The sequence below is a fragment of the Nitrosospira sp. TNL300 genome (assembly GCF_055385915.1).
On record NZ_AP041005.1, the window covers coordinates 2,012,524 to 2,034,609 of the forward strand.

Below are 22,086 nucleotides of genomic sequence, written 5' to 3' on the forward strand. Positions count from 1 at the left end.
TTGAGCCCTGAACTGCTGCTTTTCAGTGAGCATTCTGAACAAAGTTGCTGACGACTCTTTGCCAGTCGTTGGCAAATCGCTGGATGCTGAATCGCTGGGTTGCATACTCCCGAGCGTTCCGGCTCAATTCCCGTGCATGATCGTGATCGTCGAGCAGATAACGCATCCGTTCGATCAGCTTGTCCACATCGGTTTCAACATAGCCCCTTTTGCCGTTTTCCACCGCTGTAACCATCTCGGTTGTCGCGAGCCCTACGACGGGCAATCCCGTCATCATCGCTTCACAGACGGATAACCCGAGGCTGGTATAACGAATAGGGTTGAAGAAGAAACGGTACTTGGCGACGAAAGCAGGCAACTCATCATGCGACACTTCACCTAGCCCGCCCAGTTCCGTTGATCCCATCCCCACCAGGTCCAGCGGTATCTGCTCGCGGATTTTCTCGAATACATCGAGGCCCAGGCGGCGGCCGCGCTTGTGCATGTTATTCACCACCACGATGCCTCTGGCATGCTCGCCCGTATATTTCACGTTGTCCGGCACCATTACGCCATGATCGATGACAGCAGTCGATGTTCCGTTACTATCCCACATCAGGCGGTTGAAATCGGTTACGTGAACCAAAAGCATGGAGGGATCGTCCACCCAATGCGCGGTATTGGTTGGATGTTCCTGCGGGGGATCGTGTTCGAGATAAATTTTGGGCAGCCGCCGCTGCGCCTCGGACAGGATTTCGTGCTGGTCAACTTCGTAGTTCTTACGATGCTGAAACAGAATCACGTCAAAATCGAGATCTTTCACCTGCTCGATGGGCACATCGTGCACGTTGTCCCCCCAATCGAAACCACTCGAACGGCCACCGTAACCTGCGCCCTCTCCTTTGGGCAAATAAAACTCCAATGGAGCCTGGGTGAGATAGTAGAGGTAGTTGCCGTGAATATGCCAGGTAAGAACCCGCAATTTCTCCTGCCTTGTCACGTTCTCCTTTCTTCCCTGATTCCCCTTTACTTCCATATTAATGCCCAATTAATTCCTCCAGCGCCCGGATTGCTGCTTTCGGTGTCCCCACGGCGTTTCGCGAAACAACCCGATGACGAGCCTGATCCAACGGACCCCAGATCACCGGATCAGTGGTGGTGAAGACAGTAACGCTTGGAGCATCGACCGCTACCGCCAGATGCGCAACCCCCGTGTCATTCGAAATCACCGCCTGGCTGCCTTTCAGAAGGGCGGCGAGTGATCCGATGTCAGTTTTACCGGCAAGATCAATCGCAGTACCCGTCATTTTCCCCGCGACTGCTTGCGTAAGCGGCTTCTCTTCGGCGGTACCCGTCAGCACCACTTTCAAACCCTGCCGAACACACCTGTCCGCCACCTCCGCGAAATGCGCGGCAGGCCAGGGCACGGCGGAGATAGCGCCCGGATGCAGGCAGACATAAGGTTTATCAAGAATAGTCACATATTCTTCCAACTCCTTAAGTTTCTGGTAGTCTCCGTCCAATACCGGAAACTCCATTGCCCTGTCCCCCGCGCGGTCCGTCTGGCCCAAGCCGAGAAATTCAAGCAGCGCGAGATTCCTTAACAACTCAGGCCGCCTGGATGGGTAGGGCATGAAGAAATCGCGGTTCGGCCAATGACCGTCCTCGCTCGCAAACCCGGCCGCAACAGATGCTCCAAAAAGGGAGACGACAAGATTAGACACCGTGCCTTTGCCATGCATTTGCAGGGCAAGGTCGTATTGTCGCTGCTGCATGCCCTCCAGAAAGGCCGTGACCGCCTCGGCCTTGAAGGGATGCTCGGGCAATCCCGGAAAACCCGGAAATTCGACAAACTCGTCAATATAATGATTGTAGCGCGTGGCAAGTGCCTTGTTCCAGGGCAGCCCGACATAATCGATGGTGGCGTGTGGGAAAGCCCGCCGAATCAACCGCAGCGCAGGAACGAACAGCAGGAAATCTCCCAGCTTCAAGGCCCTGAAAATCGCGATCTTTTTAATTGGCAGATTACCCAGCTGAGCCATATGCTTTCCATGCGCTCCGGTACGAGTGGTACGAGTCAAAATCAGTCAGGCTCCCTTCGCTCAACAGTATTGCATGTACGCCAGGGTTTCGCTATTTTTGTAGCCAATTCTCCTGTTTTAACTCTTCTTTTCTGAAGCCCATTAATTGAAAGGAGTCACGATGTTCATATCCAGCCCGGCTTTTCCTGATCGCACCATCGTTCTCAAGCCACATACCTGCATGGGAGAAAATATCAGCCCTCCCCTGGAGTTTGGAGACCTTCCCCCGCAGACGAAAAGCGTGGTCCTTATCGTGGAAGACTGCGATGCAACACCGGTTCCCTGGGTACATTGGCTGGTATTCAATATTCCCCCTGATACCACAACGGTTTCAGCCGGCAGTATTCCCGCGGGCGGGACGGAAGGCATTGCCAATGGCGGCACACACGGTTATGAAGGGCCTTGCCCCAAATACTTCCACGGTACCCACCACTATCATTTCCAGTTATTCGCCCTGGATGCCATATTGGATTTACCTCCAAGTGCGGATAAAGCTCATGTAGCCGCAAGCATGAAAGAACACATCATTGATTCCGCGACACTCGTCGGTTTGTGCGAGGGGACAAAGATGGAAAGCTGAGCTTTCTGTACCTACAGTCGTTTCTATCAAATCCGTCAAATGGTGAGGACATGTTTCCTCATGTCCTCATACCCATCCGTCCCCAGATAAGCAGAGACTGGCATCAATAGAAGCAATCATCCCCGCTTAGTGTGCCTTTCCGTACAGAGTACTTTAACAATCAGGCAGACAATAATTGCCCGTATAAGCAAGGAGCATCTGGTTGAGCATGAAACCAGCTATTCGATTGATCAGTTGTTTTCTTGTGCTGAGTCTGGCAGTCGCCAGTTCTGCGATTTTTGCTGAATCGTTCTGGCAAAACCCTGTCGTTCAAGGGTACGGAAAAGTGCATCCCATGCCGGAGGCGGCGGTTCAGCCAAGCCCGGATCGGGAATACAAGATTCTCTTCGACGTCACTAAAGCAGCCAGTGCGCCAAGCCAGATAAATCCTGGACTTGAGCATATCGCCCGCCTGATCAACCTTTTCACCCTCGCGAAAGTTCCACCCGAGAAGCTCAAAATTGTAGCGGTGCTCCACGGCCCAGCGACTGCTGTCGCACTTGACGACCGTCACTACCGGGAAAAATATCAGTTCGACAATCCTGACAGGAAACTGATCGACGCCCTGAAGCGTGCTGGCGTCATTGTTTATGTATGCGGGCAGGCGCTCGCTCACAATGGATTTGAGCCCGCCTGGATCAATCCGGAGGTGGATATCGCCTTGGCAGCGCTGACGGTGTTGTCCGTCTATCAACTCGATGGTTACGCCCTCATCCCGGAATAAGACGAGAGATTGATCTTTATCAAGTAGCCAGGCATTGAACCACAGATAAACGAACATATGCTTTTCCTGAAAGCATTTTTCAAGGAGCAAGAATCATGTTACAGGCCGAAGATCGAACAAGCAGAGATCGCGTTCGCCACTCAACAGCGCCAAACGTGAACCGCGAAATAGACCGCCAAACGAACAGCAACATCCGACGTTATGCCAACAGCAGCGAGGAAGTCATCAATCGACGCATCGAGGAACTCGACAAAGAATGGGACATCGAGCGCGCACTTGAAGCTAATGCATCGGCACTGGCCTTGACGGGTCTTTTGCTTGGCCTGACTGTCAACAGGAAATGGCTGGCGCTACCCACGGTTGTACTGTCGTTCCTGCTGCAGCACTCGCTGCAAGGATGGTGCCCGCCATTACCTATATTGCGGCGCTCGGGTGTACGTACGCGGAGCGAAATCGACCGGGAAAAATATGAGCTGAAAGCGTTGCTTGAGGGAAGGTAATTTCTATTGGGGGATAGAATTATCCAAAGAACTCAAGATATTTACTCGCAAAGAGACCGATGGATGCCAATATTATTAATAATGCCCGCATGACGGGTTGCTCGAACATGGGTTGAAAAGCGCCCTCACAGATGCTGTTTATTTTTTCAATAGCTGCATCTGCTTTTATACGATCGCTTTTGTTACTTTTGTGTAGCTCCTTGATGCGCTCAAGGACGGAACGCTTAAGTAGCTTGGCTTCTTTTCGAATCATAAAACCTGAAAAAAAGAGTAACGAAATGCTCACAGCAAAAGTGATGGCTTTGCTAAGCGGAAAATCCTGATTATCGAAATAAGTAATTTTTGCAAATAACATCAGCATAATGCAGAGCATTGGGAAATAAATAAGTTTGTCGACCATTTGTGTTCTTTCTGCGACCACTTCAACAATCTTTTCAAGTGACTCAAGTGGATTATTAAAAGCATTAAGATTTTCCTCACCATTTTTATTATCGAGCAGGGGATGTTCTGTACGCAGTTTTCTAATCCAATAAAAGCTCAGCTTGACAGCGTCGAGTATAAAAAAGAGCAGAACCATGATCACGATAAAGCTTATCACTCCTGTCCAGTAAACCCACTGGCAAGTGGAGCCGCGGCAGGGCCATGGCCAAGGCGGCATTATGTAAATAAGTATCGTTTCAATGATGGCGAAGAATAGCCAGATGGCGACAGCACGATTTACAGAGTGCTCGGCTCGGCCATAGTTATAATATTCTCGCCACAAATTAGAAGAAACATCTCGAATAAATAACAGGCGCTCTGTGCGAGCTATGTATTTTTCCCCAATGGAATAACAAATCAGTGTGCTGTCCTGGACTAAGTCAGGAAAATCATGAGAAGCCGTTTTTCTTGGTCGGGCATTATCTTTTTCTATCCAATCTTTAATAGAGTCAAAGTGAAAATTATCTTCGCCTTCCTTAATCCAAATTTTAAGCCAGAAAAGGATCGAAGGGACAAAGAGCAAAATTAAACATGGCCAGAACCGAAAATCTGCTGGGTAAGCATCATTTATTGCATAAACTGCCGCAGTGAATATAAGAATAATGATGGGCAGAAATAACTTGCGTGGCCAATAAAGTAACCACCGTCGACTTAACCATTCAGGCTCCTTTGGATCAAAGTTAAAAATAGGAGGAGGTTCGCCGTTTAGGTCAATTTTAAAATAAGGAGGGTGTTTATTCAGGTTATTAAAATTCTCGTCAAGCTCTTTCCTGGCCTTATAGAAAAACGCGAGCGCAAGGAAGATTGCGATAGTTTGTATGAATATGGTAGGCCAGAGACTGGTGCCGTCCGTAAAGCTAAGTGGCTCTCCAGATTCATTTGTAGCGAAATTGAAAGCGACGAATAGTATTGCCAGTAAACTGAGCACTAAAAATACTGAGGATAGATCGGAATTGGGACGTATCCACCAGTGAAGAGAAATAAGAAAAAACATAACCCCTCCCAGCAACCATAGCCGTTTTTTGGCTTGCGTCAGGGAATCGTCGAGGGGATGGTAATCCAAGTCTCCGTATTTCTCCTGTACCAGTGCGAGGCGAATCGGCCCATTTCTACCGATTTCGAAAACTTGGGGTGAGGTGTTTTCAGATTTTTGAATCTCCTTAATGTCATCCTTGGCGATACTTAGTGTGAGGTAAAAAATGTTGGTTTGTTGGCTATCTCGAAAGGCGGGAAACTGTTTCTGATATTTTTCCATGCCCGCAACAGCGTCACAGTAATGTCGAAAGGCAGGAAATTGTTTTTCTATTTCTTTATCCTTACATTGTTCCCGATAACGTTCTTTATCTTCATCCTCAACTTCGTTCTTATCTTTAAGTCGTAGATCGAAGTGTGAAGCTACAACGAGGTTTCTAGTCGAGGGCCAGTGCCTGGGGTGAGGCATTTGCGCGTCAAGATCAGTTGTGAAAACCAGCATATTGGGCATTTCTGCCCGCAGGGCTCCAAGTATCAGCAGTTTGTCATAGATATCACTGCCAAAGATTCCTACTGCTTTTATCCCGCTATCACGTTTCTCCAGATTTATCTCTTTGTGAGAATCTTTAATCCACTCTGCCAGTCGATGAAAGTAATCCAATTGCCTTGGACCTAGGGCCAAGGTCGTTGGATTGTCCATATCGACAACAGAAAGGCGCTCAGCCCGTTTGTTCGTTGCTTGCTCACCCTCATTTTTATCTTGTTTTTGGATGGTTTGCAGATAAGCATCCAAACCTTTCAGATAGAACACGTTTTTTATTTCACAAGCACTCGCAACGATAGGTTGCATGTCGTGTTCTTTAGCAAGGGAGTTACAGAGCGTTTTGCGGAAGCTATGTGAGAAGTTACGTACATTCTCTGAATCCTGTTCTGTAATGACCATCAAGTCAGATGGTTCCTTAATATTCTGGCGCTTTATCAGCTCCTCAATTAATTTTTCAGTAAGTTCTTTGCTGTCTGTGCCAGCCGGTTTGATGAATGCGATATTCTTATGCTTTTCTGTTATCTCCTTGAAATGATCTTGACCAAAAATATTATTCAGATCAAATAGGTAGAAATTATTTTTATCCTCCGTTCCGGGTATGAGCAGATTACCCGGTACAATCTCGCTATTCATCCAGGCAACAATAATGTCTGGCTTATCTCTGGATTGATGAAAGTAATGCTCCCAGCGCACGTCATATTTATTATTGCTACTGCTCTTTTGATCAGGACCTTTGTTGCTACTGTTTTTTTTACTGGAGCAAAAGTGCAAACGGTCCGGTTCTGAGGGGCTATAACCTGATTCTATCAATCCGGCAATTACTGCATAACGTTGCCTGGTTCGCAGCTCTTTGTTTTCTAAAGTATTAGGCTCAACTTTTAGCAATGGCGCCAATATTTTTACGACGTTCTTCTTTATCCTTTCATTTAGCTGATATTTGCATTGGTCCTCAGACCCTGTTTTCTGGTCAAGGGGTTCCAAATCCATCTTTTTATGTACCTTATAACGAAGATGAGATATCTCTTCCAAACTGTCATTAAACTCACTGTCATTAAACTCAATATAATATTGATTTTTTTGGGTATCAGAGTCCAGATCAACGCCAAAAGGGTCCTGCCACAGCCAGCTTTCGTAGGCGTATCCTTTGATATGCGGGACTTGATTTTGAGTGTATGGGTCAAAGGGACGACCGTTCTCACGTGGCAGGTCATACCACATCAAGAGCCCAAATATGAAAAGTAAGGCCAATCCTGCGGGCGCCAGGTCTGGCAATTCTGGCTCTTTTATCTCGGCCATAATCTGCTATAACCCCTGAGTTTAATAGGTGTTGTTTTACAGCAGCATGATCAGACGGCGAATTTTGTTAACTCCTACTTCTTGATGGCGGGGACTTGAACCCAGCAGCGGCAGTGGCTCTCAATGATCGGTTCAAAACCGCATCGAACCTCCCTTCTGTTAAGTTCAAGTTGTGTAAAAACAAGGCATATAGGCATCTATCATGCTGGAAGAGCCTGCAATCACGCCCTTCGAATGTATCGTCCAATCTTCACCCTTGTAATCCGCTACATTCCCTCCTGCTGCCCTGACCATACAGACACCCGCGACCATGTCTGTCAGTTTGGTCGAAGGACGGAAAAACAGGTCGAGCCTTCCTGCCGCAACTTCGGCCAGCGATAGTACCGGCGCCCCGAATACCTTTACTGCGCGGGCCTGCTGCAATACGCGTGATAACTGGCTGAGTGTTGCCGGGCGCGTCTGCATTTCAGAGGAAAAATCGAGTCCAACGATCGCGTTTGCCGGTTCGGTCTGGCTCTTTATTCGCGTAACTTCTCCATTTATTTTTAGCTGATGTTCTTCCTGTGCGCTATATAAGATGTCATGGATGGGATCGTAAATGACGCCGAGAACAGGTTTTCCGTTGCGGAGAAGCCCGATGGAGATGGCAAGAAGCGGTGGGTATCCAGCCATGTTTTCGGTCCCATCCAATGGGTCAACGACCCACTGATCGCCTTGCTCGGTAATGGCTCCCCCGCTTTCCTCCCCATAAAAATGGCATGGGTGGAGTTTCAGAAGCGCTTCCTTCAGGAATTGCTCGGATTCCCTGTCAGCAGTGGTTACAACCTGCCGGGGGGATTTGAACTGGGAGGCCACACCCTGGATATAGTGCGCTTTGATAATGCTTCCGGCGAGCTTTGCAATTTTTTCTATTTCTTCGATAGGAAAGTCGTACTGTGCAAAGCTTTTAAGCTTGAGGTTTTTCATACGCGCTTTGTTTAATTCAGTAATCAAACAACACACGTCATACCCGTGAAAACGGGTATCCAGGGGTTGTAAATATATGACATCAACGTTTAAAACCGGATTCCGGGCAGTAGCGGATAAAGCTCGGAATGACAGATTTATAGAAGTAGGTCGGGCTCTGCCCGACAGTTTTTGGTTGTCGGGCGGAGCCCGACCTACTTCGAATTAGCAATGACGATTGGTTAGATGGTTCCAAGGATGAATACATTTTATTTCCTGAACTGCCTTATTTCCTGCTCATAACGCCAGTTCTTTCGGGATATCGAATTTTCTGTTGACTATGGTGGTCGGCACTTCCTGATGGTAGGCGCCGGAGGGGATAAGGCCACAGCCGCCGTAGTGCTTCATGACTCTCAACTGTGCAAGAACATCCTCGCCCGCGTGTTCTTGCGGCACCTCCTGCCAGAATTCAAACCCGCCCGTTTCCCGCAGCTTTTCCGTGTCATACAGTACGCAGCCTCCCACCCAGGCGATCTTGTATTTCTTTTGCGTGTCGGGAGTCAGTTTCAGTTTTTCCTGCACGTGAAGGATATTGGCGGCATTGTGCAAGCTGTAACGCTGCCAGCTTGCGTGCTGCGGGGTTACGATCTCCGGCTCAACGCGGTCGTTCCATAACTCGATCACCTGCTCCCAGGGCCGGCAGTCATCCCTATATGACAACCCGATGACTGCCTGCCCGACGAATCCGATCTCTTCTTCCTGATGCGCCTGCAGCATGTTTCCCAGAACGAAAGACTCCAGCAGAACGTCATCATCGAGGTAAAGGCAGCATGGCGAATCGACCGTATCCAGCAGGAATTGCCGTTGCTGCGCCAGGCCGCGGCGAGGCAAATTGGTCAGTTGCTGCACCGCATGGCCTTTTTTTTCCAGCAGGCGGATTGCCGTCTGCACAGAGGCGTCCCTGTATACGGGAAGATCGCTCTGATCAGAAATAACGACAGCGAAACCCTGATATTGCTGGAAACAAAGCCCGGTAAGCGTTACCGCCAGCGCCGTGGGGCGGTTGTAGGAAGGAATAACGACAGTAATGTCTTCCCGCATCATGTACCCCTTGTTATGGATCCGGTGAACAAACAAAACGGCCTGCAGACTGCGGGAGACGGGACACAATGGAATCCGCGAGCTGCCGTTGTTGTTTCCGCCGGGATCCCGGGTCAGGCCCGGAAAGATGCGATATAAACACAGCCTGGATTTGTGCCCGCTTCATATATCCTCACTACATTGATCAGGTGGGCACATATCATATTCATTATGCGGAGTAATTGGAGCGCTATAGGCAGCCAGTGGAATACACTGTATGCCATTGTCGGTTCGGCCTGGATTCCTGGCCAGGCCAGGAATGACGAATGCATTTTTCCTTGCCCCCAGGCTGCGACTGGATTTGACCAGCCTTTCCGTGGTCGGGTCTGGAGTGACGGACCCGAGTTTTCTCCGTGGGGACACAAGCTCATCTACAGCCGCCACGATTGCCTCCGGCGAAGCTTTGGGTATGGATGGTTCGGGGAAAGACTGAAGCAGCCGGTTCTTTGTCTTCAACTCCGGCGGCACCTCGAAGTAAAGCACTTTGCTCGGCGCCTGCCACGGCGTATGCTGGGGGTTGGTCATGGCATACAGCACTACGACAGGGGTGCCGACGGCTGCGGCAATATGGACAGGACCGGTATTATTCGAGATCAAGACAGGCGCCGCTTCGATCAGGACAATGAGTTCTGCAATGGATAGCTCGCCTGCGACATTTATCGCAGCATCACCGAACTGGCGAGCGATCTGATCTACATAATCGCGCTCGCTGCCGCTGCCTGTGAGCAGGATTTTATAGCCTTGCCTGATGAGCGACTGGCAAGCCGTCACGTAATCACTGGCCGGATAAAGGCGCTTTTCTTCACTAACGCCGGCGTGCAGCACCAGCCAGCGCATCCCCGCCCGGATGCCAGCAGCATTTAATATATCCCATATCCTGTCCGTTGCTTCTTTCCGCGTCTCCTCCGGGATTTTCAGCAGGAGCCTTGTATCGGAGGTTTCCGCGCCAACCATCTCGACCAGGCGAAGCTGCCGTTCGACCTCGTGGACGACATAGTCCAGCGGCTCCCTGTCCGGTACCCACTGATTGATAAGCTGGTAGGGGTTTTCACGGCAATAACCCAGAACGGTTTCGATACCCGCCAGATAGCACAACATTCCGGCCGGCAACGGATTCTGGCTATAGACTGTAAAGATTACTGCGGCATCAAACCGAAGGACTTGCAATTCACCGGCAAGCGCCAGCAATCGTTGCGCTCCATTGGTTTCGGTCGTCTTTACCCATGGAACATCGAACGGAATCGTTTCGTCCACTTCCGGAATGAAGGGGGCGATGCATGCTCCCGCGGTGGAAGTCAACAGAGTAATTTTTCTGCCTGGAACCGATTCCTTGAGCGCCCGCATTGCCGGTTGGCTCATCAGCACGTCGCCCATGTTGTCCGGGCGGACACATAATATGTTCTTGTAATTTTTCCAGGCTTCGGCAAACACTCTGGTTTCCCGGCCTATGCAACCTGTTTGTCCATGCTTTTGATCCTGGATATGATGTTTGTCGTGGACCGGTCCTGAACAAAAGGCATGATTTCCACTTTTCCGCCGTATGCCCGGACAACCGGCGCTTCGGGAAGCGTTTCGATCGTATAGTCGCCGCCCTTTACATACAAGTCCGGCTGAATGACTTCCAAAAGATCGATTGGCGTGTCTTCCTCGAATGACGTCATGAGTGTCACTGACTCCAATCCGGACAGTATACGGATACGTTCGTACAAGTTGTTGATGGGGCGGTTGCTCCCTTTCAGGCGTTTTATGCTCGCATCGGAATTGAGGCCCAGGACGAGGACATCGCCCAGGTCCCGCGCCTGCTCAAGATAGCTGACATGGCCGCTGTGAAGGAGGTCGAAGCATCCGTTGGTAAACACGATACGCTTGCCTTCTTTTCTGAATGTAGCCAAGTGATTATTCAAGCCTTGCCAGTCCGGGATATATTTACTGCTGCTTCCCAGGTAATGCCGCAGCTCGTTCTGCGTGCAGGTCGCAGTATGGGATTTTTGCAGTATCACCATTGTCGCAGACTTGGCAATCTCACCCGCCACCTCAATGGAAGACTCGCTGGCGAGGGCCAGCGTAAGCGCGCTGACATAAGTATCCCCTGCTCCCGCTGCCCTGGTGTTCTCTACCGGTTTGGAGAATGTGCGATAAGGCTCCTTGCCGTGCTGAAACAGCAATGCGCCTTCGATATCGATGGTGGCTGCAACATATTTCGTTCCTGTTTTTTTGAGCAGCTTTTGTCCGTAGAGCCTGATCTGCTCCGAACGCTGGCCGACAGGTGCTGGTTCCGTGATGGCAAGCAGCGTGACGAGTTCCTGATAGTTCGGCTTGGCTACAGTCGCCCCAAGCCGGCTGTATTTATCGAGCGATTTTGCGTCGATTACCAGAGTGTTTTCTTTTTTTTGCTGCAAGATACGCAAGGCATCGATCACCGTGTCCGTGAGAATGCCATAACCATAATCGGAGACAACGACAGCATCCATCTCATGAAACTTTTCGTTCAGGGTATCGATCATCTGCAGCTCATGCTCCTTGCATACCCGTTCCGTCGTGCCCGCATCGAAACGCACCAGCAGTTGGCTTCCGGCAGCCACACGCTGTTTGGTAAGCGTGCGGCGGGTGGGATCGCAGATAACCAGGGAAATGTCGAGGCCATGACTGACGAGCGATTCTTTCAGCAATTCGGCCTCGTGATCACATCCGACAACCGAAAGGTAGTGGACCCTGGCACCCAGTTGTGCCAGATTTACTGCTGTATTGGCCGCCCCTCCCGGCACTGCCTTGATATCCCTGATATCCACAATGGGAACGGGCGCCTCCCTGCAGATACGATTTGCCGACCCGTCGAGATACACATCGAGCATTGCATCGCCGATTACCAGCACATTCAATCCGCTGAAGCGATCGATAGTGGCAAGATAACTGCTGTTCATGCTGCCTCCTTTTACCTGGGATGTGTCACCCTGTGGATGCGTACACTGATCAAAGCAAATTTCAGGGGAGCAATTGCGTAAACTGCCGGTATCAGCAGTGTGCAAACTCTCTGCGCATCCCATCGCAGCCGGCGCCCTGACAAACAAGCTCGGCGGCTTCCATCCAATCTGTTACCGAGTACATGGGTTCACGGTAATTACCCCTTACCCACTCCGTCTCGTTACCGTTATCCAGATGAATCGTGCGGCAGCCAGCGCGGTTTCCCGCTTCCACGTCATTCAGGATATCGCCGATCATCCAGGAGGCTTGCAGGTGCACGTCATGATCTCTGGCTGCCCGTAAAATCATGCCCGGCATCGGCTTACGGCATTGGCAACCCTCAGTCGGCCCGTGCGGGCAGTAATAAAAAGCATCGATGGCTACGTCATATTCCGCCAGCAAGGACTGGATGCAGCGGTTAACAGGAAATAAATCCTTTTCCTCGAACAAGCCTCTGGCGATGCCGGATTGATTGGAAATGACAATCAATTTATAACCCGCATTTTTCATATTCCGGAGCGCTGCGCCCGTACCTGCGGTCAATCGCACATGCCGGGGATCGACGTTGTAGGGCACATCGTGAACAAGCGTGCCATCCTTGTCAATAAACACTGCCTTTCCGGTTTCAGTTTCTTCAGTTTCCTCATGCACTACGGCCACGATGTCTCCCGCATCGGAAGAACCATGACCTCCGGGATCACCGTTTCGTCCGGCTGTGTCAGAACGAAGTGCACGGTGTCGGCCACGTTTTTCGGATCCTGGAGGACGTTTGGGTCAGTATCGGGGAACCTGTCCATGATAAAAGGCGTGCGCATTCCGCCTGCTATCACCGCGGTGACCTTGATATTGTCCCTGCGTCCTTCCGCATGCAGCGCATGACTGAAACCGAGCAGGCCCCACTTGCTGGCATGATAGGCACTTGCCTCGGTCCACACCCGCTTCGCGGCTGTCGAGGCAATGTTGACGATATGCCCCCTGCCCTGACGCTTGAGGAGCGGATAGACGGTTTTCGATAACAGGAAGGGACCACATAAGTTGACGTCCACCACCCGCTCCCAATCCGTGACGCTTAAATCTTCAATACCGAGAGTCATGTCGGTACCGGCGTTATTGATCAGTATGTCGATGCGCCCATGCCCGGCCATGATGTCATCGATAGTCTGCCGGATATCCTCCGCGTTGCGCACGTCCAGCACGAAGGGATAAGCAGTGCCGCCCCCATCGTTAATGGCCTGGGCTACGTTTTTTACCTTGTCTTCCTTGACATCGCAGGCGCAGACGACCGCACCTGCTGAACCGAGTGTATTCGCAATCGCCTCGCCCAACCCTTGGCCCGCCCCAGTGACAATAACGACTTTGTCAGTCACACTTTGTTGATTCATGCTTGATTTTCCTCTTATTAACGTTTTTAGCCAGTCCCTGGACCTGGAAGTGCTTTATTGACCACTCTTCCGTTATCTGAATGGTATCCAGGTCGTCCACCACGATTTGCTGCTCGATCAGATGGCTCAGCACGTGGAGAACAAGCAGTTGTACTTCCTGGATGCGTGAAGTTTCATTTGACGGAACGATGATGCTGACATCAGTCAGTTCGCTGGCGGGTCCACCTTCCTTGCCAAGCAGGCCGATGCAGAACATCTCGCGCCGGCGCGCACTCCGGAGCGCCTTGACCAGGTTGACTGACTGCCCGCTCGAGCTGATGACGACCAGAACATCTCCCGGCTGCCCGTGTGCTTCGACCTGCCTGGCAAATACATCATCAAATGTATAGTCGTTCGACCAGGCAGTCACAAAGGCGGTATCGGCAGTGAGGGCCATCGCGGGCAAGCCGCGGCGACCGTTCGCCTCAAACCGCCCCATGAGTTCGGCTGCAAAGTGTTGCGCTTCGGCGGCACTCCCGCCATTGCCGCAAACCAACACCTTCCCGCCACGAGCGAGCGATCGGTAAATAGCCTGGGCCGAATCGAGGGTGGCAAGGCGGATTTTCCGCCTGGACTTTTCAATAGTCTCTATTAATGCCCCGAAGGAGTCGTCGATGTACGACAGGGAATCTTCTTCGTCGTCTGCCCGCAGCGGGCTCTGCGTTGCAATCCGCTCGTACATGTTGGCCGTGAGATGCGTTGCCTTCATCCATGTGTAATTCTGATTGACATGGCGGATAGCGTTTTCCTTGAAATACGTCATGAGCTTGTTACTGCTCAAAAGCTCGATGATGCGGCGGCCAAGCGATGCGGGGTCATTGGGTGGCACAAGAAAGCCCGTCCTGCCGTCCATGACCGTGGATTTAATGCCACCGACATTTGAACCGATCACGGGTGTCCCGCAGGCCATGGCTTCAAGCGGAGTGATGCCGAACGGTTCATACCAGGGCGTGGTCGTGAATACGTCGCACGCGCTATAGTAGTAATGCAGCATGTCGCGCGGCCGGCGTCCGACAAACGTCACGAGATCGGCCGCACCCTCTGCTTCAGCCAGTTTTTGCAGGCGACCGATTTCAGGCGTTGTTTTTGGATCGGGCTCATCCGACTCCCCGCCCACTATCAGGAGGCGTGCTTCGAAGTTGTGCTCGCGCCGCATGTAGCCCAGCGCCTTTATGACGTTATCGACACCTTTTCGCCGCACCATGCGCCCCAGTTGCAGGATGATCTTTTCCTGGGGGTCGAGTTTCAACGCCATGCGCGCGAACAGCTTATCGAGAGGATAGATTTCATCCGGCCTGAATCCATTTGGAATAACCGTGATTTTTCCAGGATCAGCTTCATAGAGATTGATCAAATCGTCGCGATCCTGCGGGCACAAGGCAACAATCTGGTCAGCCTGTGCGATCACCCTTTCCTCGATGGCAAAGCCCTCGTCCGGGAACCAGTCATTCCCCCCCTGGTGAAGCCTCCGTACTTTTGCAAGAGCGTGAAAGGTAACGATGAAAGGAATGCCCAGTTTCCGCTTGATATCCGCCGCCACCAGCCCGGACATGAAAAAATGGGCATGAACGAGCTTGTAGCGATTGTTTTCTGCCTTGATAAACCGGAGGATGTTCCGCGTGAAGGCGGGCATATGAGGCAGCAGCTTTTCCTTGGGAATGAACGTGACTGGCCCGGCTTCCACATGTACGATGCGTATGCCGTCCCGCCAGTTGAGGATTTTTGGAACACGACGGTCGTCCCAGCGGGTAAAGACGTCGATTTCGTAGCCGAGGGCGGCAAGATGCCGGGCCAGTTCGGCCACCGCGATATTTTGTCCGCCGGTGTCCGTACCCCCTATTGCCGCAATGGGTGAAGCGTGTTCACTGATGAGAGCAATTCTCTTCTTCATACTCCTCCCCTTTCATTGAAGCCGGTCACGAGGCGCCTGCCGGTAATGAAACAGAAGAAGGCACCTCATTCACACGAGAGCACTTCCTGTTTCGACAGGCCGGCGTCTGCACGTCCAGCCAGAGTATGTCGGATGCCGCAGCGATCGAGGGCCACGAAATTCTCAATGTTCTCAGTGGAGACGCAAGCTGCATCTCAATGCAATGCAGCCTGCCCACCTGATCCTGGATCAATCGCCCAGCTTGAATTAGAGCAGAAGTCTGAATTTTAAGGACAAAAACGAGCTCACTCTGTTCGGTAACACACTCATCCTGAACGGTGAGGCTTTTCCGGTGGAAGCCTGCTCAGGCCAGACGAAAGAGAAAGGGTAGGCATTATTCTCCAGGCTTTCCGGGTTCGGGTATTCTTAACTGAAGAGAAGCAGGAAGATATTCTTTTATGACGCGGATACGAGGTTTGTTCATCCGGCAATCTGATTGATTCCCGGCCTTTTTCGCGCACTCGGCGCGGATTCGATCAATCGAAACTGAGCGAATAAAGCACATCGATTGCATTATCCATTCCCGCACGGGCAACTAACGTGATCTTGGGAGTTAGCGCATAGGTGAGCTTCGTCACACCCGCCGCCGCGGCAAGGCCTTGTTCGTAGCTGATATAAGCCTCCTTTGACAGGCGCTTGCCGATCGTGCCGATTTGTCCGGTCAATGGATCGCTTCCCGCCTGCCGGATCGATAGCTCGTCTACTCCCAGTGCCCGGGTTATTTTATCGGTCACACCGCCGGATTGCCCTCCGAGAATGGAGCCGGCTGCCGCAAGCAATAATGAGGCGTCTGCCTTGCCTCCCGGAGCTCGCCCCAGCGTAATCCACGAGAGTTTCTCCAGATCGGACACGGCCGGCGTCGATACCAGCCGTATGACGGGATGACGCACGCTGCCAGTCACTTCAACTCCTGCCACCACCGCCAACCCCTTGCGCACTGCACGCACGTTCAGTGCCGGATCGTCGATCGAACCCTGGAAGCTCACGATGCCTCGCTCCACAGTCAGGTCCTGCCCATAGGCCTCGAATTTCGTATCCTGTGCGGTAATGGTGCCGACAGTGCGTAGCTTCTGTCCGGGCTCGCCCCGCAGATGCAATTGTCCGGCAAGCCTGCCCTCCAGCCCTGATGCATGAATGTAGAACCGCTCGCCCAGATCGAGGGTAGCTTCAACATCGATGCGCAATCCGCTGCGTTCGGGATGCTGTCCATCCGGCTCGTCCCGGCCGATGATAATCACGTCATCGGGCAAATGGGGACGACCCGCGGTAGGCTGCGCCAGCATACCCGCGTTCGCCATGAGGTTTCCTCTGAGGGTGAGCATATTGTGTTCCAGCGTGGCATTACCGCTTCCCGAAGCAATAATCCAGCGGTCAGGCCGTTGAGCCAGCGGAACAAGATTGGCGGTAATTTCGACACTGCCGCGCTCTCCGGTAAAATCCATGACTCCCGACGCCCGCAAAGTACCCGGTCCTTTTGCGAGTTCCAGATGCCGCAACAGAGGGTCCTGCGGAGGTGAGTAATGCGGCGCCGAGAAATCCAGGAGGTCCATATGAAGGGACTCCTCGTCAAAATGCGCGGCGAGCTTTCCCTGTTCAAGCCGCACGCCGTGCTCCAGCGAGGCAACCGCCAGATTATCTCCCTGTATCTTCCCTTCCAGCCGCGGCTTGCCAAACGTCCCGATCACATCCGCCTGCAATGCGACTGCGCCGCCAGTTCTGATGCTGTTGTCAATGGCGGGACCCGCCCAGGAAATATCCTGCATTTTGAGAAGGATATGCCCGGAGAGGGCGGCACCCTGCAAAATCGTCCAGTGCACCCCAGACTCGGCTGATCTCGCCAGCGGCATGGAGACAAGAGCGTTCGCCTCGCCCAATCGCTTGCCTCTTGCAGTGAGTTCTGCGGTCAGTTGGCCGTCTGTGGTCCGGGTAGACAACTTGAGGATTTGCAGACCCAGCGGTAGCGGCGGCTCGGCCGGCAATACCCAGTCACCTCCCTCGCGTTCGATGTCAATAAAACCCTTCAGTTGACTACCGGCTGAAATATCCCATTCTCCGTGCAGCCGGAGAGCTTCATGACCCGCTCCCCGATCGGCTTCATACACCCTACGCCCATCCGTGCCTTCGTTTTCGTTTGCCCGTGCAGTCTTTGCAGTCTTTACGGCCTTCACGGCCGCCACACCCCCCGCAGCCTCCTCAGACTTTTTTCCTCCAGTCCCGGGACGCAGCCCAATCCCCGAAAAATGCCCCTTTGTGCTCCACCTTTCAGGGCTCCAGTCGATTTCGCGAATCTGGACCTCGCCTCCCGCAATGCTGATATTCGATAAGCCGAGTGATGCGTGGCTTGAGCCAATCCGTACGGGAGAGGTATTTTTGAGGCTAAATGGAACCCGGCCGGACCCGGACAACTCCATCAGTTCCCCTGCCCACCCGGCATCCCGCCACTTCCCCCCCATTTTGGTGAGACCACCTCTGCCGCGGAGGGACAAGCTCTGATCATCGACCAGTTGGGCAGAGACCTGGATCTCGTGTTGTGAAGTACTGCCTCCCATTTCCACACTGAGTTGTTGCAGACGCGGATTTGCCTGGAGCCGGTAGTCCGCAGCCAGAATCTTTAACGTGATCGCATCGCCATGCAGCCTGCCATCGGCAGTAAAATTACCCAGATAATGCTCATCCGGAAGCTTCACACCCTTTCCGGTGGCGTAAAAGCTTATATCCGGCAATTCAAGCGGCTTCTCGATAAAACTGGCAGAACTGCTCCCCATCATTGCCTTCGCCATGAGTGAGCCGGCAAGTCCGTATCCGATTTGTGCCAGCGCAGGAGCGTTCAGTTCAAGCTGTAGCTGGTCGCCCGGCCGCCCGTAACCGCCGTGCGCCAGAAGCCGGTTCGTGCCGAAGTTTAACTCGATTCCCCCTTTAGCCCGGCTCAGCCCTGCAAATTCAATGCGGCCATTGCCTGATACCGGTTGTTCCGCGACGTGACTGTTGGAGATTGCAAATTGGGCCACACCCGCCGGTTCCGAAACTTTTCGGGCGGATTCGCGCATTCCGGCGGAGCCCAGCTTACCCGCCAGTTTGAGGGTTGCGTTGAGACCGGTGCGAGGCGCCTGCAAAAACGCGGAGATATCGAAGCGCCGCAAGTTGCCCGCTAGCTCAAACTCCCGCTGCCCGTTCAACTCCATCCTAGCCTGACCGGTAAACATGGATTGCCCATGGCTGAGCCGCACTTTTTCCAGTGTCAGCACATCGTCCGCCAGTGTCATATGAGCTCCCGCACTCAGCTTCCGATCATGAAGCGCCAATATTCCCTGCTGGCTCTTCGCATCCCCGCTGAGTCTCAGCGATCCACTGACATTTGTAGGACGCACGCGCGTGTCCAGCCTAGCCATGTTAACCTGCCGAATGCGCAAGTCCGCCGATCCGCTTGCCTGCTTGAGTTGCCATACGACATCACCCATGATCGACCCGCCGCCCGGCAGCAGCAGTTTCAAGTCATGAAGCTGGAGCACTTCCGCCGCCAACACGGGGTCCGCGCGCGCCTCGAGCACCGGGAGACCGCCCGCATCCAGAGCGGCAGGCTTGCTGTTTTTAACGGTCAGGGTGCCTTCGAGTTGCCCCGCCATTTTTTCATTCAAATCTGCCTGCAACTCAAGCCTGGCCTGAGGCGCCGTAGCTGAAAAAACATGAGGATCCAGACCGCTCAGTGACAACCGTAGCCCCGCCACCGCGAACGGGGCAAAGGGACGCAGCTTTGCGTCCCCCTCCCCTGCCAGTCCGGCGCCCTGCCCCTCGATTTTCACGTCGATCCGTGCCAGATCGCCACCAAGAGTGGCAGAAATGCGTGCTTCCGATTTCCCCGCCAATGTACCGGGTGTACCGGGTGGTTGTTGCACTTTGGGAACGGCAATCCCTGTCAGGGTTACATGGCCTTCCAGAGGAAAAGGCTTCCCGCCTTTCAGTTCGGCTGATGCAGTCACGCGGCCATAGTCGAGCATGACGTGCAGTTCCGGAATCTGATGAACGTGTCCATCACTTGTCAATTTCGCGGCAAGGTCCAGCGCCCGAAAAACCGGAGCGCTCCCTTTTTCGCGCATCACACGAAGGACGCCGATCTCGAACTTGCGCACGTCCAGTGACAAAGGTAATTCCAGATTATCCGGTTGTGTTGACGGTTCCGGGGAAGGGGGTGAAACCACTTCCACTTCCCCCGCTGTCAAGGCGATGATTTTCAGGTGGCCTGACCGCAATGCACCGGGTTCCCAATCCAGTTGCACGTCCCGTGCGATGATAAGCAGGTTTTCCCCGGAAAAGCGCACGCGCCGGACGCTTACGGATTTGGATAGCTTTCCTTCCAGCCCTTCAAGAGAAATGCTATCCGCGCTCAGGCGGGATAGAGCCGACCCGAGCCAGACGAGACCCGAGTTGCTTGTAACCAGCCAGAGGGCAGAGCCCGCGACCGCAAGGAGAATGAAGATCCCCACCAGCAGCACCCACTGCCACCAGCGGAAGCTTGGGAAGACATGCCGGATTCGCTGTTCGCTTGCAAGCATCATGCGCTGTCAGAACGCCACGGCAATCGAAAAATGAAGACGAAATTTCCCGTCCCGTTGCCCGCGGGCGACATCCACTGCCAACGGCCCGACGGGACTGCGCCATCGTATCCCTCCACCGTATCCGACGGCCGGGTTCAACCCGCCTATGGTATCGGCTGCATCCCCCACATCGGTAAAGATGGCAGCACCCCAATTACGCGTAAACCAGTGATTATATTCAATCGATCCTGTGAACATTACTTTGCCCCCGACTATCGCGCTGCCTTCCCGCACGCCTAAATGCTGAAAAGCGTATCCGCGAACGGATTGAATACCGCCCGCCCTGAAGAGATATTCCTGGGGAATGCCGAAGCGTGAAGGCGCAAAGGTGTACCCCACCTCGCCCCGTAGAAATAGCACGTCGCGCTTGCCCACCGGATACCAGAACTGATGTCTTGCATAGGTTCGCAAGAAGTCCTGATCGGACAGCAATTCACGTTTACCGCCCCCTATGCGCAATTCCGAAACACTGCCATCCCTGGGGAATAACGGGTCATCCACGGAACGATAACGCAGATAGCTATCCAGCACCAAGGTCTGGTTGACCTGCTCCAGGCCCCCTTCTGGATTCCGGTTTTCCCGCTGCCAGTTCAATGAAAATCTTGTTTCAGTCTTGTCCAAGAGCTGATTGCGACTGATGCCGACTTTCTGGCGTATGGTTTCCAAGTGCTGGATGAAGGTCCTATCTCCCGACGCCCCCAGGGAAAACCATGTTCCCGACGCATCCGCCACGCTGTCGATTGAACCCATCAAGCTCTGGCGTTTCTGCTCGATACGCAACCCACTGTTGAATCTCAATGCGCTATTCAGAAAATCGTTATTCACGTAAGTGACCTCGCCACGCGCACCCGTATTGGAACTGTACCCTGCACCGAACCCTACCCTCTTCGATTTCGCCTCTGATAGCACTACCTCTACCGGCGCCGCCTGATGCGTTGCTTCGTCAGGTTGAATATTGACAGCCGCGGAACTGAATTGAGGCAGATTCTGCAATTTCGTCTGGAACGAGAGTAATTGATCGCGGCGATAAGGATCCCCCGGTTTAAATGGCGCAAGGCCGCTTATGAGTGACCGTTCATAGCGATTAAGCCCTTTTACGTCGAGATCGCCAAAGCGGAATGCGGGCCCCGAGTTCACTATCACCATTAATCGCGCGTGCGAAGAATCAGGATCTATCTCCGCCTTGCTTTCCTCGATCTGCGCTGCGGCATAATCCTCTCCCGCGACACTGGATAGCAATACTGCTTTGGCCTCTTCCCAGGCAGGGGAGCGAAAGGGCTGGCCCTCCTTGAGTGACCAGGCAGACCGCAGCTTTTCAATCCGTGCGCGCCGTACAGGCTCATCGACACCCAAGTCTCCCTTGAACTCGATATGCACCTCGGCAACCACTGTTCGCGGTCCCGGTGCGACTTCCAATTGCGGTAGTACCTCGCCGGATGTGGAGAGATGCAATGTTATCCTGGGCATGAAATAGCCTTCGGTGGCGAGCAGTTCGCTGATTTCGCGCTGGGCGCGCCGCATGAAAGTGGCACGCGCCGTTTCGTCTTCCAGAGGCTCCGTCGGCAGACGAAAATGTGTCTTCAGCAGATCCGCCACGGGTTCCGGAGCGGAAAGCCCGATGGAGGGGGGCGGAGCATCGTCTCCGAAGAGCCCCTCGAAGAGACCCGCTTCGACCGTGCCGTTACTCAGCATGAGCAAAATAATCACGCCGAGATAAAGACACGCTTTATCTGCCAGAAGAGAAAACAAGAATTTCAAGACGGACAAATGCGAGAAGGGCTGTATAAACACTACCGGAAGCCCGCGAATGAAAGGCAGGCTTTGCCTGTAAACCTGCGGGATAAGGTAAAAATCTTTGCATCCGCAAGCGGACCGCCAGAATCAAAGAATAGCAGACCGGCG

15 protein-coding genes are annotated in these 22,086 nt (G+C 52.9%); 3 read left to right on the plus strand and 12 right to left on the minus strand.

Annotated elements, in window-relative coordinates; translation table 11 throughout:
• Positions 1–22 precede the first annotated feature (22 nt).
• Positions 23–1,027, minus strand: a complete 1,005-nt coding sequence (locus tag ACZ5BW_RS09295; protein WP_464539211.1) for a glycosyltransferase family 4 protein — start codon at positions 1,025–1,027, stop codon at positions 23–25.
• Entirely contained in the window at positions 1,017–2,021 is a 1,005-nt protein-coding gene (locus tag ACZ5BW_RS09300) for a glycosyltransferase family 9 protein (protein ID WP_464539213.1), read from the minus strand. Before ACZ5BW_RS09300 ends, ACZ5BW_RS09295 begins: the two co-directional genes overlap by 11 nt.
• A 160-nt stretch (positions 2,022–2,181) precedes the next feature.
• On the opposite strand from ACZ5BW_RS09300, the gene ACZ5BW_RS09305 reads away from it, so the two are divergent.
• The 3 genes from ACZ5BW_RS09305 (at position 2,182) to ACZ5BW_RS09315 (ending at position 3,903) form a co-directional block, all read left to right on the plus strand.
• Positions 2,182–2,640, plus strand: a complete 459-nt coding sequence (locus ACZ5BW_RS09305; RefSeq protein ID WP_464539215.1) for a YbhB/YbcL family Raf kinase inhibitor-like protein — start codon at positions 2,182–2,184, stop codon at positions 2,638–2,640.
• Between the two features lie 208 nt (positions 2,641–2,848).
• Positions 2,849–3,403, plus strand: a complete 555-nt coding sequence (locus ACZ5BW_RS09310; RefSeq protein WP_464539217.1) for a DsrE family protein — start codon at positions 2,849–2,851, stop codon at positions 3,401–3,403.
• A gap of 95 nt (positions 3,404–3,498) precedes the next feature.
• On the plus strand, positions 3,499–3,903 hold the full coding sequence (locus tag ACZ5BW_RS09315) for a hypothetical protein (protein ID WP_464539219.1): 405 nt from the start codon (positions 3,499–3,501) through the stop codon (positions 3,901–3,903).
• Positions 3,904–3,922: 19 nt separating this feature from the next.
• Here the strand turns inward: ACZ5BW_RS09315 and ACZ5BW_RS09320 are convergent, their stop codons facing one another.
• The 10 genes from ACZ5BW_RS09320 to ACZ5BW_RS09365 all read right to left on the minus strand — a co-directional run bounded on the left by ACZ5BW_RS09320 (position 3,923) and on the right by ACZ5BW_RS09365 (position 21,942).
• Positions 3,923–7,195 (minus strand): hypothetical protein, encoded by a 3,273-nt coding sequence (locus ACZ5BW_RS09320; protein ID WP_464539221.1) that lies wholly within the window; start codon positions 7,193–7,195, stop codon positions 3,923–3,925.
• A gap of 165 nt (positions 7,196–7,360) precedes the next feature.
• Positions 7,361–8,161, minus strand: coding sequence for an inositol monophosphatase family protein (locus tag ACZ5BW_RS09325; protein WP_464539223.1), 801 nt, complete (start codon positions 8,159–8,161; stop codon positions 7,361–7,363).
• A 276-nt stretch (positions 8,162–8,437) separates the two neighbouring features.
• Entirely contained in the window at positions 8,438–9,244 is an 807-nt protein-coding gene (locus ACZ5BW_RS09330) for a glycosyltransferase (RefSeq protein WP_464574133.1), read from the minus strand.
• 159 nt (positions 9,245–9,403) lie between these two features.
• The gene (locus ACZ5BW_RS09335) at positions 9,404–10,711 is read right to left on the minus strand and encodes a glycosyltransferase family 9 protein (RefSeq protein ID WP_464539227.1); all 1,308 of its coding nucleotides are present in this window, start codon (positions 10,709–10,711) and stop codon (positions 9,404–9,406) included.
• Positions 10,712–10,725: 14 nt separating this feature from the next.
• Positions 10,726–12,201, minus strand: coding sequence for a D-glycero-beta-D-manno-heptose 1-phosphate adenylyltransferase (gene rfaE2 / locus ACZ5BW_RS09340; RefSeq protein ID WP_464539229.1), 1,476 nt, complete (start codon positions 12,199–12,201; stop codon positions 10,726–10,728).
• Positions 12,202–12,292: 91 nt separating this feature from the next.
• Entirely contained in the window at positions 12,293–12,901 is a 609-nt protein-coding gene (locus ACZ5BW_RS09345) for a D-glycero-alpha-D-manno-heptose-1,7-bisphosphate 7-phosphatase (RefSeq protein ID WP_464539231.1), read from the minus strand.
• Complete coding sequence (locus ACZ5BW_RS09350; protein WP_464539233.1) at positions 12,892–13,623, minus strand: SDR family oxidoreductase; 732 nt, start codon at positions 13,621–13,623, stop codon at positions 12,892–12,894. The genes ACZ5BW_RS09345 and ACZ5BW_RS09350 overlap by 10 nt, the downstream gene beginning before the upstream one ends.
• A complete protein-coding gene (locus ACZ5BW_RS09355; RefSeq protein ID WP_464539235.1) occupies positions 13,601–15,553 on the minus strand; it encodes a glycosyltransferase in 1,953 nt (650 codons plus the stop codon). Before ACZ5BW_RS09355 ends, ACZ5BW_RS09350 begins: the two co-directional genes overlap by 23 nt.
• 515 nt (positions 15,554–16,068) lie before the next feature.
• Complete coding sequence (locus ACZ5BW_RS09360) at positions 16,069–20,145, minus strand: translocation/assembly module TamB domain-containing protein (protein WP_464539237.1); 4,077 nt, start codon at positions 20,143–20,145, stop codon at positions 16,069–16,071.
• A 6-nt stretch (positions 20,146–20,151) separates the two neighbouring features.
• A complete protein-coding gene (locus ACZ5BW_RS09365; protein ID WP_464539239.1) occupies positions 20,152–21,942 on the minus strand; it encodes an autotransporter assembly complex protein TamA in 1,791 nt (596 codons plus the stop codon).
• Positions 21,943–22,086 lie beyond the last annotated feature (144 nt).

Coding starts and splice junctions, on each gene's coding strand:
- ACZ5BW_RS09300 (WP_464539213.1), bottom strand. CDS start 2,021: ATGGCTCAGCTGGGTAATCTGCCAATTAAAAAGATCGCGATTTTCAGG.
- ACZ5BW_RS09305 (WP_464539215.1), top strand. CDS start 2,182: ATGTTCATATCCAGCCCGGCTTTTCCTGATCGCACCATCGTTCTCAAG.
- ACZ5BW_RS09310 (WP_464539217.1), top strand. CDS start 2,849: ATGAAACCAGCTATTCGATTGATCAGTTGTTTTCTTGTGCTGAGTCTG.
- ACZ5BW_RS09315 (WP_464539219.1), top strand. CDS start 3,499: ATGTTACAGGCCGAAGATCGAACAAGCAGAGATCGCGTTCGCCACTCA.
- ACZ5BW_RS09320 (WP_464539221.1), bottom strand. CDS start 7,195: ATGGCCGAGATAAAAGAGCCAGAATTGCCAGACCTGGCGCCCGCAGGA.
- ACZ5BW_RS09325 (WP_464539223.1), bottom strand. CDS start 8,161: ATGAAAAACCTCAAGCTTAAAAGCTTTGCACAGTACGACTTTCCTATC.
- ACZ5BW_RS09330 (WP_464574133.1), bottom strand. CDS start 9,244: ATGATGCGGGAAGACATTACTGTCGTTATTCCTTCCTACAACCGCCCC.
- rfaE2 (WP_464539229.1), bottom strand. CDS start 12,201: ATGAACAGCAGTTATCTTGCCACTATCGATCGCTTCAGCGGATTGAAT.
- ACZ5BW_RS09350 (WP_464539233.1), bottom strand. CDS start 13,623: ATGAATCAACAAAGTGTGACTGACAAAGTCGTTATTGTCACTGGGGCG.
- ACZ5BW_RS09355 (WP_464539235.1), bottom strand. CDS start 15,553: ATGAAGAAGAGAATTGCTCTCATCAGTGAACACGCTTCACCCATTGCG.
- ACZ5BW_RS09360 (WP_464539237.1), bottom strand. CDS start 20,145: ATGATGCTTGCAAGCGAACAGCGAATCCGGCATGTCTTCCCAAGCTTC.